Annotated in this window: 16 protein-coding genes; 13 read left to right on the plus strand and 3 right to left on the minus strand. The window is 62.6% G+C overall.

Features of this window, described 5'->3' with window-relative positions; genetic code table 11:
• Positions 1-8: 8 nt before the first annotated feature.
• Positions 9-788, plus strand: a complete 780-nt coding sequence (gene pstB / locus H3V04_RS00120; protein ID WP_024627440.1) for a phosphate ABC transporter ATP-binding protein PstB — start codon at positions 9-11, stop codon at positions 786-788.
• A 68-nt stretch (positions 789-856) separates the two neighbouring features.
• Positions 857-1843: an AEC family transporter gene (locus tag H3V04_RS00125; RefSeq protein ID WP_198186808.1), complete on the plus strand. Its 987-nt coding sequence runs from the start codon at positions 857-859 to the stop codon at positions 1841-1843.
• Between the two features lie 4 nt (positions 1844-1847).
• Here the strand turns inward: H3V04_RS00125 and H3V04_RS00130 are convergent, their stop codons facing one another.
• Positions 1848-2051 carry a hypothetical protein gene (locus tag H3V04_RS00130; RefSeq protein WP_198186809.1) on the minus strand — a complete coding sequence of 68 codons (204 nt, stop codon included), beginning with the start codon at positions 2049-2051 and terminating at the stop codon, positions 1848-1850.
• Between the two features lie 205 nt (positions 2052-2256).
• On the opposite strand from H3V04_RS00130, the gene H3V04_RS00135 reads away from it, so the two are divergent.
• A complete protein-coding gene (locus H3V04_RS00135) occupies positions 2257-3657 on the plus strand; it encodes an NCS2 family permease (protein ID WP_198176812.1) in 1401 nt (466 codons plus the stop codon).
• A 710-nt stretch (positions 3658-4367) separates the two neighbouring features.
• On the opposite strand, the gene H3V04_RS00140 is transcribed toward H3V04_RS00135, so the two are convergent.
• Both H3V04_RS00140 and trxA read right to left on the minus strand, forming a co-directional pair.
• A complete protein-coding gene (locus H3V04_RS00140) occupies positions 4368-5375 on the minus strand; it encodes a G5 domain-containing protein (protein WP_198186810.1) in 1008 nt (335 codons plus the stop codon).
• Between the two features lie 149 nt (positions 5376-5524).
• A complete protein-coding gene (trxA, locus tag H3V04_RS00145; RefSeq protein WP_015021417.1) occupies positions 5525-5869 on the minus strand; it encodes a thioredoxin in 345 nt (114 codons plus the stop codon).
• Positions 5870-6040: 171 nt separating this feature from the next.
• On the opposite strand from trxA, the gene H3V04_RS00150 reads away from it, so the two are divergent.
• From H3V04_RS00150 to H3V04_RS00195, 10 genes are all read left to right on the plus strand, one after another.
• Positions 6041-6670, plus strand: a complete 630-nt coding sequence (locus H3V04_RS00150; RefSeq protein ID WP_029677767.1) for an NUDIX hydrolase family protein — start codon at positions 6041-6043, stop codon at positions 6668-6670.
• A gap of 23 nt (positions 6671-6693) precedes the next feature.
• Positions 6694-7551 (plus strand): alpha/beta fold hydrolase, encoded by an 858-nt coding sequence (locus H3V04_RS00155; protein ID WP_198186811.1) that lies wholly within the window; start codon positions 6694-6696, stop codon positions 7549-7551.
• Entirely contained in the window at positions 7548-8585 is a 1038-nt protein-coding gene (nudC, locus tag H3V04_RS00160; protein ID WP_198186812.1) for an NAD(+) diphosphatase, read from the plus strand. Before H3V04_RS00155 ends, nudC begins: the two co-directional genes overlap by 4 nt.
• Before the next feature lie 81 nt (positions 8586-8666).
• Positions 8667-10271, plus strand: coding sequence for a L,D-transpeptidase family protein (locus H3V04_RS00165; RefSeq protein WP_052323083.1), 1605 nt, complete (start codon positions 8667-8669; stop codon positions 10269-10271).
• A 39-nt stretch (positions 10272-10310) separates the two neighbouring features.
• On the plus strand, positions 10311-10724 hold the full coding sequence (gene gcvH / locus H3V04_RS00170) for a glycine cleavage system protein GcvH (RefSeq protein WP_029677771.1): 414 nt from the start codon (positions 10311-10313) through the stop codon (positions 10722-10724).
• An 11-nt stretch (positions 10725-10735) separates the two neighbouring features.
• Entirely contained in the window at positions 10736-11926 is a 1191-nt protein-coding gene (locus tag H3V04_RS00175; RefSeq protein WP_029677772.1) for an App1 family protein, read from the plus strand.
• A gap of 7 nt (positions 11927-11933) precedes the next feature.
• A complete protein-coding gene (locus H3V04_RS00180; protein WP_232342382.1) occupies positions 11934-14411 on the plus strand; it encodes a S9 family peptidase in 2478 nt (825 codons plus the stop codon).
• On the plus strand, positions 14401-15444 hold the full coding sequence (locus H3V04_RS00185) for a 3-isopropylmalate dehydrogenase (RefSeq protein WP_198186813.1): 1044 nt from the start codon (positions 14401-14403) through the stop codon (positions 15442-15444). Before H3V04_RS00180 ends, H3V04_RS00185 begins: the two co-directional genes overlap by 11 nt.
• Before the next feature lie 30 nt (positions 15445-15474).
• Positions 15475-16434: an NINE protein gene (locus H3V04_RS10455; protein ID WP_373564623.1), complete on the plus strand. Its 960-nt coding sequence runs from the start codon at positions 15475-15477 to the stop codon at positions 16432-16434.
• Positions 16416-17663 carry a biotin/lipoate A/B protein ligase family protein gene (locus tag H3V04_RS00195; protein ID WP_198186814.1) on the plus strand — a complete coding sequence of 416 codons (1248 nt, stop codon included), beginning with the start codon at positions 16416-16418 and terminating at the stop codon, positions 17661-17663. The genes H3V04_RS10455 and H3V04_RS00195 overlap by 19 nt, the downstream gene beginning before the upstream one ends.
• Positions 17664-17687: the final 24 nt, after the last annotated feature.

Raw genomic sequence — 17687 nt, forward strand, 5'->3', positions numbered from 1 at the left:
GCCGGGAAATGGGCCAACGCATAGACATCAACCACCTCAACGTCTACTACGGCGATTTCCTGGCCGTCCAGGACGTGAACATGCGAATCCAGGCCAACAAGGTCACCGCCTTCATCGGCCCCTCCGGTTGCGGCAAGTCCACGGTCCTGCGCACCCTGGACCGCATGCACGAGATCACCCCGGGGGCGCATGTGAGCGGGCAGGTGCTCTTGGAGGGTCGTGACCTTTACGGACCGGATGTAGACCCGGTCGAGGTGCGGCGGGACGTGGGCATGGTCTTCCAGAGGGCCAACCCCTTCCCGACCATGTCCATCCGGGAGAACGTCCTGGCCGGCATACGGCTGAACAAGAAGCACATCGCCAAGTCGGACGCGGACGATCTGGTGGAGTGGGCCCTGCGCGGAGCCAACCTTTGGAATGAGGTCAAGGATCGCCTGGACAAGCCGGGCATCGGGCTCTCGGGCGGTCAGCAGCAGCGGCTCTGCATCGCCCGTGCCGTGGCCGTACACCCCCAGGTCCTGCTTATGGACGAACCCTGCTCGGCCCTGGATCCTATCTCCACCCTGGCTGTGGAGGATCTGATCAACGAGCTCAAGCGGGACTACACCATCGTCATCGTCACCCATAACATGCAGCAGGCGGCCAGGGTCTCGGACTATACGGCCTTCTTCAACCTCAAGGCCGTGGGTCAGCCCGGTCACCTGGTGGAGATGGACGACACCACCACCATCTTCTCCAACCCGCACGAGCCGGACACCGAGCGCTACATCTCCGGTCGCTTCGGCTGAGACGGAACCGGTCTGCGCACCCGCCCGTCAGGTATCATGGTTCCGGCATCCACGGAAGGAGCGAGGGCATGGGAGTATTGCTGGAACCGGCCACCCTCTTGGGCATCATCCTGGTGGGCTACCTGTTCAAGCGTTTTGGACTCTTTCGTCCACTGGACTACCGGGTGCTGCAGACCGTTGTGTTTGATCTGGTCCTGCCCGGGGCCATCATCTACTCCTTCGCCACCAACCCACACGATCCCAGCCTTCTTCTGGTCTCGGCCTTCGCCTTCATGGCCTCGCTGATTCCGCCCCTGGCCATCTTCCTGACCAGCAGGCATCGGCCCACGGCTCAGCGGGCTTTTCTTATGCTCAACGGATCGGGTTTCAACATCGGATGCTTCTGCTTCCCCATGCTCCAGTCGTTGCTGGGCACGGCGGCCCTGGTGCCCGCCGCCATGTTCGACATCGGCAACTCGATCATGGTCTCTGCCGGGACCAACGTCATGACCCAGGGGCTTCTGCATATTCGACCGGGCCAATCCCTGGATCCCGATGCGGGGGAGCCGGTCAAGCTGGATGACCCGGATGCCCGCAAACTCCATCGCAAGGCTGCAGCCATCTCCATAGCCAAGGGCTTCCTGAGCTCGCCATCCTTCGACACCTACATGGTCATGGTGGTCTTTACGTTGGCCGGAATCTCGTTGCCGGACTGGTCGGCCCAGATCACCCGTCCATTCTCGGCCGCCAACGCCTTCTGCTCCATGCTTATGGTGGGCATGCTCATGGACCTGCCCGGCGGACGGGATGATGTCAAATCAGTATTGCAGATCCTGGCCTGGCGACTGCCCTTCGGCATCCTGTTCGCGGTGGCCGCATGGTATCTGCTGCCCTTCGATCCGCTGATCCGTCAGGCGGTGGCCCTGTGCTGCCTGGCTCCGACGGCGGTTTTTGCCACCATGTTCACCGACAAGGTCCTTGGGAACGCCCGTCTGGCGGGATTCACCCTGGCTCTGACTGCGGTGATCGGTGCCGTGCTCATGGTTGTGGCGCACCTGCTGATGGGTGTCCTCTAAGATTTCAGTCCTTCTTGTTGTCTTTGCCCTGGTCGCGGCGCTCCTGCTCCTGACGCAGGGTGCGGCCCTCGCGGGTGCGCTGCTTGTTGACCGTGGCGGCTGCAATCCGTTCGGCAGCTCGTTCATCCTGACCACGATCGACCTCGCTGTCATGCACGTGCTGATACTGCTTCTGATCGTCCGGATCCCAATGATTGTTCCTGGCCATATGCCCCTCCTCGAAAGCGCCGTGCCCCTCAACTCATCCCCATGCGGGAGGGCTTCAGGGCCGTGCCGGTATGCCGATTATAGGTGAGCGGAAGGTTCTGCAGCGGTATTGGAGCTCAATAAGAGGGACCTGTAACAGAAAAAGCCGAGTGCTCGTGATATTCTTTCCTTGTCTCATCGCCAAATAAGACAATAAGGAATCGAATATGCATAAGCTATTTCGGCTTTCGGATAATAATACCACAGTCTCTACGGAAGTGGTAGCAGGCATCACCACCTTCTTCGCCATGGCCTACATCATCGTGGTCAATCCCTCGGTGCTCTCCACGGCGGGGATGCCTTGGGGCGCCGTCTTTCTCGCCACCCTGATCGCTGCCATCATCGGCACCCTGATCATGGGTCTGGTGGCCAACGTGCCCTACGGCGTGGCGCCAGGAGTCGGACTGGATGCCTTCTTCACCTTCACCGTGGTCAAGGGGCTGGGCTTCACCTGGCAACAGACCATGTGCATGGTCTTCCTGTGCGGCCTGATCAACATCCTGGTCACGGCCACCAAGCTGCGCAAGATGATCATCCAGGCCATTCCGCCCCTGCTCCAGCACGCCATCGGCGGCGGCATTGGCGTCTTCATCGCCTATGTGGGTCTGCTCAATGTGGGCATCATCAAGTTCACTCCTGACAAGACCTCGGCAGCCGGCGCCAACCCAGGGCTGACCACCTTCAACACCCCCGGTGTCATCCTCTTCGTCATCGGCTTGTTGCTGACCGTCTTCCTCCTGATCTTCAAGTTCAAGGGCCATCTGGCCTTCATCAACAAAGGCGCCTTTGTCATCGCCATCATCGCGGTCACGCTCCTGGGCATTCCCATGGGGGTCACCAGCATGGCCAAGTCGGTCGATCTGGGCCAGGCCTGGTCACAGCTGCCGCAGACCTTCCTGGCCATTTTCAGTCCGGAGGGCTTCCCTGCCCTCTTCTCCGACCCGGCCAAGCTGCCAGTGGTTCTGGTGACCATCTTTGCCTTCTCCCTGTCGGATACATTCGACACCATCGGTACCTTTGTGGGCACCGGTCGGCGCTCAGGCATCTTCTCGGCCGAGGATGAGCAGGCTCTGGAAACCGGTCGCGGCTTCAGCTCCAAGATGGATAGGGCCCTGTTCGCCGACGCTACGGCCACCTCCATCGGCGCCCTCTTCGGCACCTCCAACACCACCACCTATGTGGAGTCCGCTGCGGGCATCGCAGCCGGTGGCCGGACCGGACTGACCTCGGTGGTCATCGCCGCCTGCTTCGCGCTCAGCGCCATCTTCGCTCCGCTGATTTCGGCTGTGCCTTCGGCGGCCACTGCGCCCGTCCTGGTCATTGTGGGTTGCATGATGATGAGCTCCTTCGCAGAGATTGAGTGGGGCGAGCTGTCTGAGGCCATTCCGGCCTTCTTCACGGCCATCTTCATGGGCTTTGCCTACTCCATCTCCTACGGTGTGGCCGCAGGTTTCATCACCTACTGCCTGACCATGGTCTGCAAGCGCAAGGGCAAGGAGGTCCACCCCATCATCTGGGCGGTCTCGGCCCTCTTCATCCTGGACTTCGTGCTCCAGGCCGTGCTTTAGAACAGGAATTCGGCATATCAGAACCATCCCGATTTGTAGGTTGTGATCTTAGCGATCTGCAGACCGGGAAGGCTGATAGAGAAAGCTTGACATGAGACCGCAGTGAAGCTCCGCCACGTGTGTAGTGGCGGAGCTTCACTTGTTCTTGGTCTGATGAGAGGTGATTTTCTAAAAAGGTGTCCTTGAATTTGCTTCTGTGCGGCAGCACTCGTTTCGAGCGACCGTCTCTTGCCTTGTGTTTCAACGTGCTGCCGCCTGGCCATCGGGCCAATGACTGCATGCGGCGATTCCGACATGGAAGATCAGACGAAGATGCTTGAGTGAATTATGCGGGCAATAGTCTCGTCGCTGGGTTCTAGAGCCTCATCAAGCTTCCATAAGAGGGGTCTGCCGTCGTGAGGTCCATGGAGTCGTTTCTTGTCTGTAGAAAGACGGCTGGTTCCAATGTGTCATCGGGCACCATAGAAAGATAAGATGCTGGGTTTAATGGGGGGGGGGGATACTGGTCAGAGGGAGCAAACCGCCGATATACCTTACGCTGATCCTTGGTCGTTGTCGACCCAAACTACTGGCTTAGGTTTAGTAAACCTGGAGCGGATGACCAAAACGGCCGGACTATTCTGGATTGTTATCGGTATTGCATAGAAAAATCCCCGGCAGGCTGCGGGAAGTCTACCGGGGATTCTTGGTTCAGGTCCTATGAAATCGGATCAGTACCAGTTGGTCGCCTGGGATTGGGCCCATGCTCCGCAGGGGTTTCCGTAGCGGCCTTGGATGTAGCCCAGTCCCCAAACAATCTGGGTGTGGGCATCGGTCTGCCAGTTGGGACCGGCCGAGGCCATCTTGCTGCCGGGAAGCGCCTGAGGAATGCCATAGGCACCAGATGGGTTGGAGGCATTGGTCCGCCAGCCGGACTCCTTGTTCCACAGCTGCACCAGGCAGGTGAACTGGTCCTCGCCCCAGCCTCGGGAGGTGACCAGACCGTGGGCGATGCTTTGGGCCGTACCCACGGGGACCGTGGTGGTGGTCGAACCTGACTTTGCGGGAGTACCGCCGCCGGTGCCCACCAGAACCACCTTGTCGACGGGGACCGTCTTGACGAAGGAGGCGAAAATGTTGCTGGTCAGGTGCTTGTTGCCGGCTGCCGTGACCAGGCTGGTGGTCTCCATGACGCCGTTCTGTCCCTCCGTCTTGACCTTGGTGGTGCCTGCCGGGAGGGAGTTGGTCTTCTCTTCGATGGTGTTGAAGGGAATGGGCGACTCTTCCGTCTTGACCTGGGCATCGGCCCGGTCGATGCGGATGACGGTCTTCTCAGTGACGCGAGTGGTCAGGGACGGGGTGATCTGGTCCCCAGGCTGCAGGGTGATGTCCCCAGCCTCCAGCACGGATTTGACATCGGTGAAGCCTGTACCCAGGACCACCTTGTTCTTCCCATTGATCTGCACATTTACATAGGATGTGTTCGCGTTGGCTCCGCCCGCGCCATTGCGGATGGCCTGCCTGGTGCTGCTGCGGGACACCGTGTCCACATCCTGGGTGGCTGAATAGGATGTTACGCCTGACTTGGCCGAGCTCTCAGTGGATGTGTAGAAGTCGCGCGAGACGAAGCCCGCGCCAACGACCATGCCGAGAACAGTGACGCCGGCAGCCAACCGCAGCCACTGACGCCTGGTCAGAGCCTTGACCGCACTCATCCGTCCTCTACGGTGGTTCGCCATTACTCTCCTCTGTTGGACCGACAGATCCTCAGTGATCAGTCGACGTAACGCTTCCTATCGACCGCATGCTTCCGGTAGCGCCGAAAGGGTCACTGGACAAACACATCACTACTTTAGTGCAAATCGGTCTTGGAACCAACTCGACTGACTCAGGCCTGTGCCGGGGTTGACAAATCGGCCTTGCGTGCCTGGTCGATCAGGTCGTCCAGGTCCGAAGACCTGAGAGCACCGGCCTGCTTGAAGATGATCTGCCCCTGCTTGGTGATCATCAACGTGGGCACCGCCTGGATGTCGGCGGCCGCGGCCAGATCCTGATTCTGATCGATGTCCACCTTGCCGAAGACGATGTCGGTGTTGGCCTGCGAAGCCTTCTCGAAGATAGGGCCGAAGGCCTTGCAGGGTCCGCACCAGGTGGCCCAGAAGTCAATCAGCACCAGGTCGTTGTCCTTGATGGTCTGCTCGAAGTTTTCCGAAGTAATAGTCGTGGTGGCCATGATAACGCTCCTTGAAGTCGTTTGACTGTCGCGCGGGAAGCTCCCGTGCTTAGCAACCGCTTTCAATCATCAGCATTCCATCAAGGCTGGAGAAAGCGCCCGAATATGCTCTGGGTGGAGATGTCCGCCGGGGTCCCGTGAGCGGTCAAGCCTGGTACGGATAATGGAATCATGCCAGTGCTGAACGACGAGATTCCCGATGATGACGACTTCGATGCCGATCGCGACCGTGGCGCCTTCTCACACATCACCCCAGAGGACTTCAACCGCGGTTTTTCGGGCTCGAATCCTCCCGGATGGCTGGACCGTGACGCCATCGACCGTGCGCGGCGTTGCCTGCCCATGCCCTATGTGGAGGTAGTGCCGGTTCGCGTGGATGAGATGAGCGCCGTCACCCAGGTGGGCACTCTTCTGCGAGTGGATGATCAGGGCAACATCGAGCGCACTCTGATCACCGGACGAATCCTCTACCACGAAACCATCAGGGAGGCTCTGGCCAGAAACATCGCCAAGGATTTGGGCCAGCTGGCCCTGCCCATGCTGCCTGCCAGCCCCCAGCCCTTCACTGTGGCTGAGTTCTTCCCCACGCCGGGGGTCTCGGAGTACTACGACCCGCGTCAGCATGCCATCGCTCTGTGCTATCTGGTGCCGGTGGCCGGGGACTGCAAGCCCCAGGATGAGACCCTGGATGTGGAATGGATCGATCCCAAGGGGGATATGCTGGAGTCCTTCATGAGCCAGATGCCCGGCGGGCATGGCAAGGTGCTGATGAGCGCCCTGACCTGGGCCGGTGCACTATGAGCCGCGAATCCTTGGAGGCGGGCATGAGCATTGTCAATACCGTATATCGCCAGGGGGAGGGGCTGCCCCTGGTGCTGGTCCATGCCTTCCCTGTGGACCACCGCATGTGGGATCGGTGCGCGGCCTCACTGATCGCCCAGTCGGATCGTGTGGGTATGACCCCCTTCCCGGTCTATGCCCCGGATATGCCCGGTGCAGGCGATTGCCCCCTGCCCGGGCCGGCATCCTGCGGCCAGGCAGACTCTGACGGTGCCCTGCCGGGTGCGCTGGATGCCATGGCTCGAGCCTTTGTGGACATGATTGTCGCCACGGGGGCGCAGAAGGCCATCTGGGTCGGGCTTTCCATGGGAGGCTACCTGGTCGAGGCCGTAGCCAGGCTTTACCCGCAGATGGTGGCCGGTCTGGCCCTGTGCGACACCACCATGATGGCTGACCGTCCGGCCTCCCGGGCCAGGCGGCTGCAGATCGCCCGAACCTGCGAGGAGGAGGGGACGCTTGATCCGGTCATGCACTTCGCCAGGCCCCAGGAGGGTGATTCCACGGTCAAGCGTTCTCCTGCCTTCGTGCAGACCATGACCGAATGGATACAGTCCCAGGATCCCCGGGGCATCGCCTGGCGGGAGCGGATGGCTGCGGGTCGCCCGGATCAGAGCGATCTGGTCGGCCGCATCAGAGTTCCCGTGGCCCTGGTCAGCGGCCGCTGCGATCCCTTCAGCCCTCCACGCGCCATGGAGCCTCTGGCTCAGGCCATGCGTCAGGCCGGCACCGACGTTACCTTCACTGCCATTGACGACTGCGGCCACTTCAGCGCCGTCGAACATCCGGATCAGGTGGCCAAGGCCCTGCTGGATCTGGTTCATCGTGTAGGGAGGCTCTCATGAGCGATTCTGAGACGGTCTTCTCCCCGCTGGCCCTTACCGAACCCCTGCCCTTCCTGCCCCTGGCTCAGGGGGATGTGGACTACGACACGGTAGCGCGGCAGCAGCCCGGTCTGCTTGACCAATTGCTGGACCAGGACGGCACTGGGGTCATCCTGGTGCGGGGCGAGAAGGTGGCTGTGCCCAAGGGCAAGGGGGCGCTGGCTGGTCGCACTGGAGCCAGCATCCGTCTGGCCACCCTGCCTGCTGCATACTTGCGGGATCCTCTGACAGGCTCGGCAGACCAGTGCGAGCCGCCCTGCTACTACCTTGGGAAGGCCGACCAGCAGGCCTGGCTGGCCCTGGATCTGGATCTTGCCTGCACCAATCAAGCTGTTCAGGACCCTCTTCGTGATCTGGCTCAGGCCGCGAATCAGCGCTTCGACTGGCTTGGCCTGCGCGAGTATGCCCCTCATGGCCGTCCGCGTCAGGTGGGCCTGGCAACCTGCGCAGTCGCCCTGTCCGTATGGCATGGACGTCAGGCTTTCTGCCCCCACTGCGGCGCGCCGGTTCATCCCTGCCAGGCCGGATGGGCCCAAATCTGCCAGGGGGATGAATCAGGGGACCAACACACGCTCTTTCCCCGCATCGAACCCGCAGTGATCATGGCCGTGGTGGATGGCCGCGATCGGCTCCTGCTCCAGCACAACCAGAAGTGGCCTTCCGGCTTTCGTTCGGTCACTGCCGGATTCGTCGAGGCTGGCGAGAATCTGGAGCATGCAGTCCGGCGGGAGACCCTGGAAGAGGTGGGCCTGAACCTGGGGGAGATGCGGTACCTGGGCTCCCAGCCCTGGCCCTTCCCCGCCTCCCTGATGGTGGCCTTCAGAGCCAGATCCCTGGATACGGACATCCGGGTGGACGGTCAGGAGACCGATGAGGCCGACTGGTTCACACGGGAGGAATTCAGCGCCGCTCTGGCCTCGGGCCGGTTGCGCATACCCCAGGCGGCCAGTGTGGCCAGGCATATGATTGAGCAGTGGTACGGCAGCGAGCTCTGATTCATCCGAGTGGTGTTGCGCCCCAGGACCTGGTCTCGTCGTAAGATATTTCAAGGAACTGTCAGCAGCGAAAGGTGTGTTATGGCCATGGAGGGGCAAGAAGAGCCTCGTATCTCGGATGTCGACCAGGCCGAAACAGTGACCATGCCGCCGACGATCGGGGAGGGGCCTGACCCTGTGGACCTGTTCGCCGACGAAGAGGCAGAGCGGGCTTTCGGGGCAGGTGCCGCCCACAAGGCTCCTTCGACCGGCCATCGAGGACGCACCATCCTGGCCCTGCTGCTTCTGGCTGTGCTGATTCTGGTGGGTTGCTGGTTTGGCGTCCGCGCCTTCTTCCGTGATCGGGTGGCCCCCGGCGTCACCCTGGGTGGGCAGGTCATGATGGGGCGGACCAAGGACCAGGTCAGGCAGATCGTCGATCGGCAGGTTCGTGACTCCCAGGTGGAACTCAAGGGTGAAGGCACCTCTGCCCGGGCAGGACTGAAGGACCTGGGCGTAAGCGTGGATTCGGATGCCACGGTCACCAAGATCATGAACGCCAAGGGCTCTGCAGGCCTCTCCCGGCTGAACCCATTCCATGGCGAGGCGGTGCCGCTGGTGGCCGAGCGGGATCAGCTGGCCATGGACAAATATCTGACTGAACGGTTCATTCCCCGCCAGGATCGTTCCGTTCCCTCCACCATCGTTTTTGATCAAGGTGCACACGCCTTCCGGCCCCAGGAGGGTCGTGGAGGCAAGGCGCCTGAGCTGGGCCGCGTGCAGGATGCCGTCTCATCCTTGATAGACAAACCTGGAAGGCGTCTGGCCGTAGGGGTGGTCTACAAGGATGTGACCATGCCCATCAGCCTGGACACCGCCAATCAGGTGGCCTCTCAAGCCAACCAACGACTGGCCAAGGACCTGGTCATCAAGGGTGCTGATGATGATCTCATGACCGTCCCGGCGGCAACAGTGGCCACCTGGGTCAAACCGGTCACCGATCTTGACAAGGGGACCATGGAGCTGGGCTTTGATCGGCAGGCCATCAAGCAGTATCTGGACCAGGAGCTGGCCCGGCAGCTGGACCGGGATATGGTCACCGCCGTCAACGTCAAGAACACCAAGGGTGATGTGGTGGCCGAGACCACCAAGGGAGTGGACGGTGTCCGGGTCACGGATGTGTCCGCCACGGCGGACCTGGTCGTCAAGGCCCTGGAAGAGGGCGACACGAATCCGGTCCAAGCGAGCGCCGAGATCACGCCCCACAAGGAGCAGACCAGGGTGGCCCGCTACGATGTGCCCGACGGCGACATCTGGATTCAGGTCAACCTCAGCGACCAGACCGCCACCGCCTACCACGGCACCACCCAGGTCAAGACCTTCCCCATATGCTCAGGCAAGCCTGATAACGGGAAATGGTCCGACACCGGCACCTTCTTCATCAATGTGCGCTACGCGGTCCAGACCATGCGTGGGCAGGGTTACGTCACTCCCAATGTCAAATGGGTGTCCTACTACAACGGCAGCGAGGGCTTCCATACGGCCAGCTGGAACTCTGCCGGCATCGCCAAGGGAGACCCTGCCCAATACGGATCCCACGGCTGCATCAACATGTATGAGCAGGACGCCAAGTGGATCTTCGACAACGCCCCCATCGGAACCATGGTCAAGGTGGAAGGGCAGGTTCCGTCGGGTCCGGCCCGCTAGGAGCACTTGCTCTGACAGACGGTCGAGTAGGCTGGAACCATGAGCGATGAACACAGTGATGGAACCTCCCGCCTGGATGTGCCCGAACACCTGCGGTATTCCCAGGATCATGTCTGGATCGACCCCAGCCAATCCCCGGCGCCCATGGGCGTGACCGAATATGCGGCGGACCAGCTGGGAGACCTGGTTTTTCTGGACCTGCCCGAGACTGGCACCCACGTCGATGCCGGCGATGAGGTCATCGAGCTGGAGTCCTCCAAGGCAGTTGAGCCGGTGGTCTGCCCGGTGGCAGGCACCATCGCCTACGTCAACAGGGCAGCCTCGGACGATCCTGAGGTCATCAACTCCGATCCCTATGGGGAAGGTTGGATAGCCAAGATCGACCTGGAGGACGATGAGCCCGATCTGATGAGCGCCGAGGAGTACGGTCAGCTGCTGAAGACCCTGAACTGACGGGTCCGGTTATGACAAGGCGATCCGGCCGCAATGAAGACCTCTTACGGGTCCATTCGGTCAGCACCACCTTCGATTCAGCTGCGCCCGGGGAGGGCATCGAGAGCAGGCCGGCCCCGGTCCGCCTGCTGAGGCGGCTGATTACTGGCGCTTTCGACCTTTGGGTAGGGCTGTCCATCAATATGACCGGGCGTCTGGGCTGGTCGGCCGACGTTCAACCATACGTGGGCTACGGTACCGAGTCCTACTCCCGGCTGGTCTGCCGTACCATTCTGACCGACGGGCGCAGACGTGAGGATCCGGCCATACGTGGCATCCGCGGTCTGCTGACCGTACCCGCACCCAGGACCAGGGTCAGGCTGGCCATCGACAGCACGGCCATCGGGAGGGTCCAGGTGGGAGACTCCGCGGTCTACGATGCCGTCGATCCCAGTCGCAGCCTGAGTGCGGATGCGGTCTTTTCCGACCGGTCGGGCTACCTGGATCTGGTGGCCGAGCATCGACTGACCCCAGGCGTGCACCGGGTCTCCTACCAGGTGCGGGGCCGCCGGCCGGTGGACGCGCCTTTATACATCGTGCCCGGTCAGACCCCTGTCGGCGTCATATCCGACGTGGACGACACCATCATGATCAGCCAGGTGCCCAATCATTGGAAGGCTGCCTGGAACCTGCTCCTGTCAGATCCACATCGCCGGGCCTCGGTGCCGGGCATGGCCGTGCTCTACAACCGTATCCGTGACCTGGACCCCCGGATACCCTTCTTCTATCTGTCGGCCTCGCCCTGGAATGTGGAGGGATCCATACGCGGCTTCATTCGCGACCACGGCTTTCCGGCCGGCCCCCTGTTGCTGCGGGACCTGGATCCCAGACCCAAGACCTTCGTGCCCTCCATCGTGCAGCACAAGATGGAGTTTATCCGCCAGCTCATGGCCGACTTTCCCAAGATGCGCTTCGTGCTCATGGGCGACGATGGGCAGAGCGATCCCTCCACATTCGCCCAGGTGGTGCGGCAGTATCCGGGACGGGTCCTGGCCATCGGCATCCGTCAGTTGAGCCCCCAGGAGACCGGGCTGGGAACCTTGGTCAAGCGGACTGCCACACAACCGGTACCGGTGACGCAGGTGCCGGTCTTCTACGGGACCACGGGTGCCAATCTGATGCGAACCCTGCTGCCCTATCTGCGTCGTCGCGCCCGAATATAATCGCCCCATGAGTTTTTCGGCCGTCAATTCCGCGCCTCCTCGTGCACAACGCCGTCCCACTGATCGATGCTTCCATGGGGATCACTTCGAAGATCCCTACGAGTGGATGCGCAACCGGGAGGATCCTGCCACCAAGTCCTACGTGCGTGACCAGAACCGTTACTGCCAGGAACGGCTTGCCGGTCAGGAGGGTTTGCGGGCCACCCTGCTCAAGGAGTTCACCGACCGGGTACAGCAGACCGACATGTCGGTGCCCACCCGGATGCATGGATACTGGTATTTCTCCCGGACGCTCAAGGGCCAGGAGTATGGGGTGCAGTGCCGCCTGCCGGTGCGCGACCAGGATGACTGGGACCCTCCTGCTGTTAAAGCCGATGCGGCGCCTGGTTCCATGCCGGGCGAGGAGGTCATCTTCGACGCCAACGCCGAGGCCAAGGGGCATGACTTTTTCTCTCTGGGATGCCTGGACCTGAGCGCCGACGGCCGGTGGATGCTCTATGGACTGGACACCAGGGGCAATGAGCGCTACGACCTGCGCATCCGGGATCTGAAAGACGGTCGAGACCTGCCTGATCGGATCGACCAGGTCTCCTCAGGGGCGGTGCTGACCCCCGACGGACGCTGGGTCTTCTACACCGGCCTGGATAAGGCCTGGCGTCCGGACACGGTCTGGCGGCATAAGGTGGGCACTTCGGCCGACCAGGATGTCATGGTCTACAAGGAGGACGACGAGCGCTTCTGGGTGGGGCTGGGACTCAGCTACGACGAATCCGCCATGCTGATTGCCACCGGGTCCAAGACCACCAGTGAGGTGCTCATGCTGGACCTGAAGGATACGCAGGGCGAGTTTGTGCCCTTGATCCCCCGCAAGGAGGGGATTGAGTACGACATCAGCCTGGCCCGGTTCGAAAATGCCGGTCCGGCGGGGGAGGACCTGCCGGTGGCCGTGGTCTACCACAATGTGAACAACCCCAACTTTGAGGTGGATCTGATCGACCTGCGCAGCCACCGTCCGCCCTTCCGTCTTGGAGAAGGGGTGCGGTTGGCCCAGGGTAGTCCCTACGGCTGCGAGCGCTCCGGAGACCTGGCCTCCCTGCCGCCCGAGAAGCCCTATCGGGATCCAGGCAATCCGGCCATACTCCAAGGCGCTCGCGGGCTGGGCATCGAGGGGCTGGGCATCCACCGCAGCTTCGTGGTCCTGACCTACCGGGCCGACAGCCTGCCCCACATGGCCGTCATCGCCAAGGACCAGGCCCTGGAGGATCTGTGGGCGGGCCGACCCTGGCGCTTCCGCGAGGTCCTGCCCGACCAAGGAGGGGACGGCATTGACCGTCTCTACAGCATCGGTCCCACCGACAACCCCTCCTACCAGGCCCCTGGTCTGCGCTACATCCGGGGCAGTTATGGAACCCCTGCTGAGCTGCGGGAGCTGGATCCGGTCCGGGGCGTGGACCGAATACTCAAGCGGGCCCGTGTTCTGGGCGACTTCAGACCCGAGCGCTACGCCGAGCGTCGAATTCTGGTCCGGGTCAGGGATGGAGCCCTGGTGCCGGTCTCCCTGGTCTGGCGGCGGGGCATGCATCCGGGGCTGGATGCCAGCGGGAGGACTGGGCCGGATGACACGGTCATCCAGGCCCCCGACCATCCCGAGCGCCGTCCCTGGCCGGACCATGATCCGGACAGGTCCGCGCCCATGTTCATCACCGGGTATGGAGCCTACGAGATCAGCCAGGATCCCGGTTTCTCCACAGGTCGGCTCAGCCTGCTGGACCGAGGCGTGCTCTACGCCGTCCCCCATGTGCGCGGAGGCGGGGAGATGGGCCGTGCCTGGTACGAGCAGGGCCGTCGGCTGCACAAGGTCAACACCTTCCTGGACTTCATAGACGTGACCGCCGCACTGCAGGCTCAGGGCTGGGCGGATCCCCGTCACACCGTGGCCAATGGCGGGTCGGCCGGCGGGCTGTTGATGGGGGCTGTGGCCAATATGGCTCCCCAGCTCTATGCCGGCATCGAGGCGGATGTGCCCTTCGTGGACGCGCTGACCAGCATCCTGGACCCGGACCTGCCGCTGACCGTGACCGAATGGGACGAGTGGGGAGACCCCCTGCATGATCAGCAGGTCTACCGGTACATGCGTTCCTACTCGCCCTACGAGAACGTTCCTGACGCTGATAGCAGGCGCCGGCTCTTCGGTAGCGACCACTTTCCCGCCATCCTGGTGACCACATCCATGAACGACACCCGCGTGCTCTACGTGGAACCGCTCAAGTGGGTGGCCAGGCTGCAGGAGCCACAGGTGGGGGCCGATGCGCTGATCAGGATCGAGGTCCAGGCGGGCCACGGGGGCATCAGCGGACGTTACCGGCAGTGGGAGGAACTGGCCTTCGAGAACGCCTGGTGCCTGTCCATTATGGTCTGTCCGGGATTCGGTCGGGGTCATGAAAGCGGCTCGGCTGGCTCGTTATGCTCGGGGTATGACAAATAGCAAGCAGAAGACATATCACATTGCGGTCATTGCCGGTGACGGCATTGGCAAGGAGATCGTTCCCCAGGCTCAGGCCGTCCTGGAAAAGGTGACCCGGGGCAAGGCTGATATCCGTTATGAAGACTTCGATCTGGGCGCTGAGCGTTATCTGCGTGATGGAGCCGTTCTGCCCGACGAGGATCTGGACCGGCTCAAGCAGCAGGATGCCATCCTCCTGGGGGCCATCGGCGACCCCCGCATCAAGGCCGGTATCCTGGAGCGGGGACTGCTGCTCAAAATGCGTTTCGAGTTGGATCAGTATGTCAATCTGAGGCCTTCCAAGCTCTACAAGGGCGTGGTGTCGCCCCTGGCCAACCCGGGCGACATCGACTTCGTGGTCGTGCGGGAGGGCACCGAGGGGCTCTATGCCGGGGCCGGCGGCTCCATTCGCCGGGGCACTCCCCAGGAGGTGGCTACCGAGGTCTCCATCAACACTGCTTACGGGGCGGAACGGGTCATCCGCTACGCCTTCCAGCTGGCCATGAAGCGTCGCCGCCGCCTGACGCTGGTCCATAAGAAGAACGTGCTGACCAATGCGGGAGACATGTGGCAGCGACTGGTCGACCATGTGGGCCAGGAGTATCCCGATGTGGAGCGCGAGTATCTGCACATCGACGCCTCCACCATATTCATGGTGACCGAGCCCAGTCGCTTCGACGTGATCGTGACCGACAACCTCTTCGGCGACATCCTCACGGACGAGGCAGGAGCTGTGGTGGGAGGCGTGGGTTACTCGGCCTCCGGCTGCATCAACGCCTCGGGCACCTACCCATCCATGTTCGAGCCCATCCACGGGTCCGCTCCCGACATCGCCGGCAAGGGGATCGCCAACCCCACGGCGGCCATCCTCTCGGCGGGTATGCTCCTGGACCATCTGGGCTTCGAGGACGAGGCGGCCAGCATTGAGCGGGCCGTGGAGGATGACATCGAGCGCTCCGGTTCCACCCAGAGGAGCACCGAGCAGATCGGCAGGGATATTCTTGCCCGTCTGTGATCGGGCCGGTTGGCGGCTAGACTGAAAGGCATGACTATGGATGATGCCCCCCAGCCGGACGACCGGCAGCCCAGCGATACGCCGACAGGGAATCCTGGCTTCGGCTCCTCCCCCTCCCCGCAGAAACCGCCCGAGCAGCGGGAGCCCGCCGGTGGGGATGCTCCTGCCGGGGCGGCTGACGGTCAGCGGCAGGCTCAGGGTTATCCTGCTGGTCATGATGCTGGCGTCGGGAATCAGAGCCCCTATCAGGCCGGTCAGTATTCCTCCGGTCAGAACCCTTATGGTGGGTATCCGACCGGTCAGAGGGCCAATGCCGGATACCCGTTCGCCCCTCAGAATGGCGGCCAATATCCAGGGGCCTATCAGGCAGGGCCCTACCGGCCCAATCAGTATCCGACCGCCGGTTATCCAACCGGTCAGCAATATCCAACCGGTCAGCAATATCCTGATGGACAGTATTTCGGTGGCCGGTATCCTGGCGGTCAGAATCCTGGCGGTCAGTATCCTCAAAGGCCATATCAGCCGGGACCGGGCTATCCCGGCCAGTATCCGTCCGGCCAATACCCGCCGATTGGGTACCCGGGAAATCAATACCCGGCAGGCCCGTATCCCGGCAATCAGTATCCCGGCGGGCCGTATCCGCCGCAGACCTCCATGCCCTGGCCCTACCCGGGCATGCCCCAGGGCGGTTACCCCGGGGCTATGCCCACCGGCAACGGCCCCTATCCCATATCGCCTACCCCGCACAGCAAGCTTGCAGCCGGTCTGCTCAGCATCTTTCTGGGCTGCTTCGGCGTGGGCAACTTCTACCTGGGCAGGACCGGGCGGGGCGTGGCCCAGCTCATGCTCACCCTGATCGGCTTCCTCTTCTTCTTCATCGGGCCGACCATCGCCATAATCTGGGGGCTTATCGAAGGCATCCTGATTCTGACATCCTCGACCGGCTCCTTCTGGCATCGTGACGCACGCGGATGGGAGCTGACGGATTGAATCCGGCCCGTCTGCGCGGCGTCGGCAAGCAGATGGGCGGCAAACTGGCGGCCGTAACCCTGACCCTGGGCCGGGGATCCGACTCCCGCCCGTTCATCGCCTCATGCAGGATTGACGGCGATTTCTTCACGGAGCCAGCCCCGGCAGCCTCTCAGGAATCCGCAGGGGATCATGGGCCTGTATTCCGGCTGGAATCCGCAATCTGTGACCTCCCGTTGCCCTTGGACCCTGGTCTGGCTCTGGAAAGGCTGGACAGGGTCATGGCAGAAGGGGACGGTCAACGGGTGGTCGGTGTGTCCCCATGGACCCTGGTGACCGCGCTGGAGCGTGCCTTGCCGGATGGGCTGGTCATTCGCAGACAAGGCGATCCAGACCAACTCTCGTCAGCGCCGGGCCAGCCCTCTTCCAGGCAGTCCCAACCGGATGAGGCCGAATGCCGCCGCCGTTGGTCCGGCCTGGAGTTGGACCTGATCAGGGACCGTCCACGTCAGCCGGCCATGCAGATGGCCATGGACCAGGCTCTCAATGACGCCGTGGCCCAGGGTCGGCTGCCGCCCACCCTGCGCATCTGGAACTGGGCGGCGCCGGCGGTGATCCTGGGGCGTTTCCAGTCCCTGAGCCGGGAGGTCCACGTCGAGCGGGCACGCAGTATGGGCTTTACCCTGGTTCGCCGCTGCACGGGCGGTGGCACCATGGTCATTCAGCCCGACCGGGCCATCACCTATTCCCTCTATCTTCCCTTGGACTTTGTCAAAGGGGCCGACCTGATCGACTCCTACCGTATCTGCGACTATTGGCTGGTTCGTGGTCTGCGCATGCAGGGGATTCAGGCCGGCTGGCAGGGCATGAATGACATCGCCTCCCCACGCGGCAAGATGGGTGGCGCCGCCCAGCGCAGGCTGCCGGCAGGCTCCCGCGGACCGGGCGGACTGCTCCACCACACCACGCTTTCCTATTCTGTGGATGCCGATCTGATGGCCCAGGTGCTCAACGTGGACCCGGAGAAATTCCATGACAAGGCCGTGACCTCGGTCAGAAGCCGGGTGGACCCCATCGACAGGCAGACCGGTCTGTCCCGTCAACCCCTGATCGATGCCCTTCTGGACACCCTGCCCTCCCTGGTGGCGGATCTGCGCACATCCAGTCCGGCGCCCGAGGTCGAGCAGCGGGCCCGCACTCTGGCCCGGCATCGCTACGGCCGTGAGGAGTGGACCGCCCAGATCGCCTGACCAAAAAAGTGGGTTGATGCGTGT

The organism is Bifidobacterium sp. M0353, from assembly GCF_016100645.1.
Classification (GTDB): Bacteria; Actinomycetota; Actinomycetes; order Actinomycetales; family Bifidobacteriaceae; genus Bombiscardovia; species Bombiscardovia choladohabitans.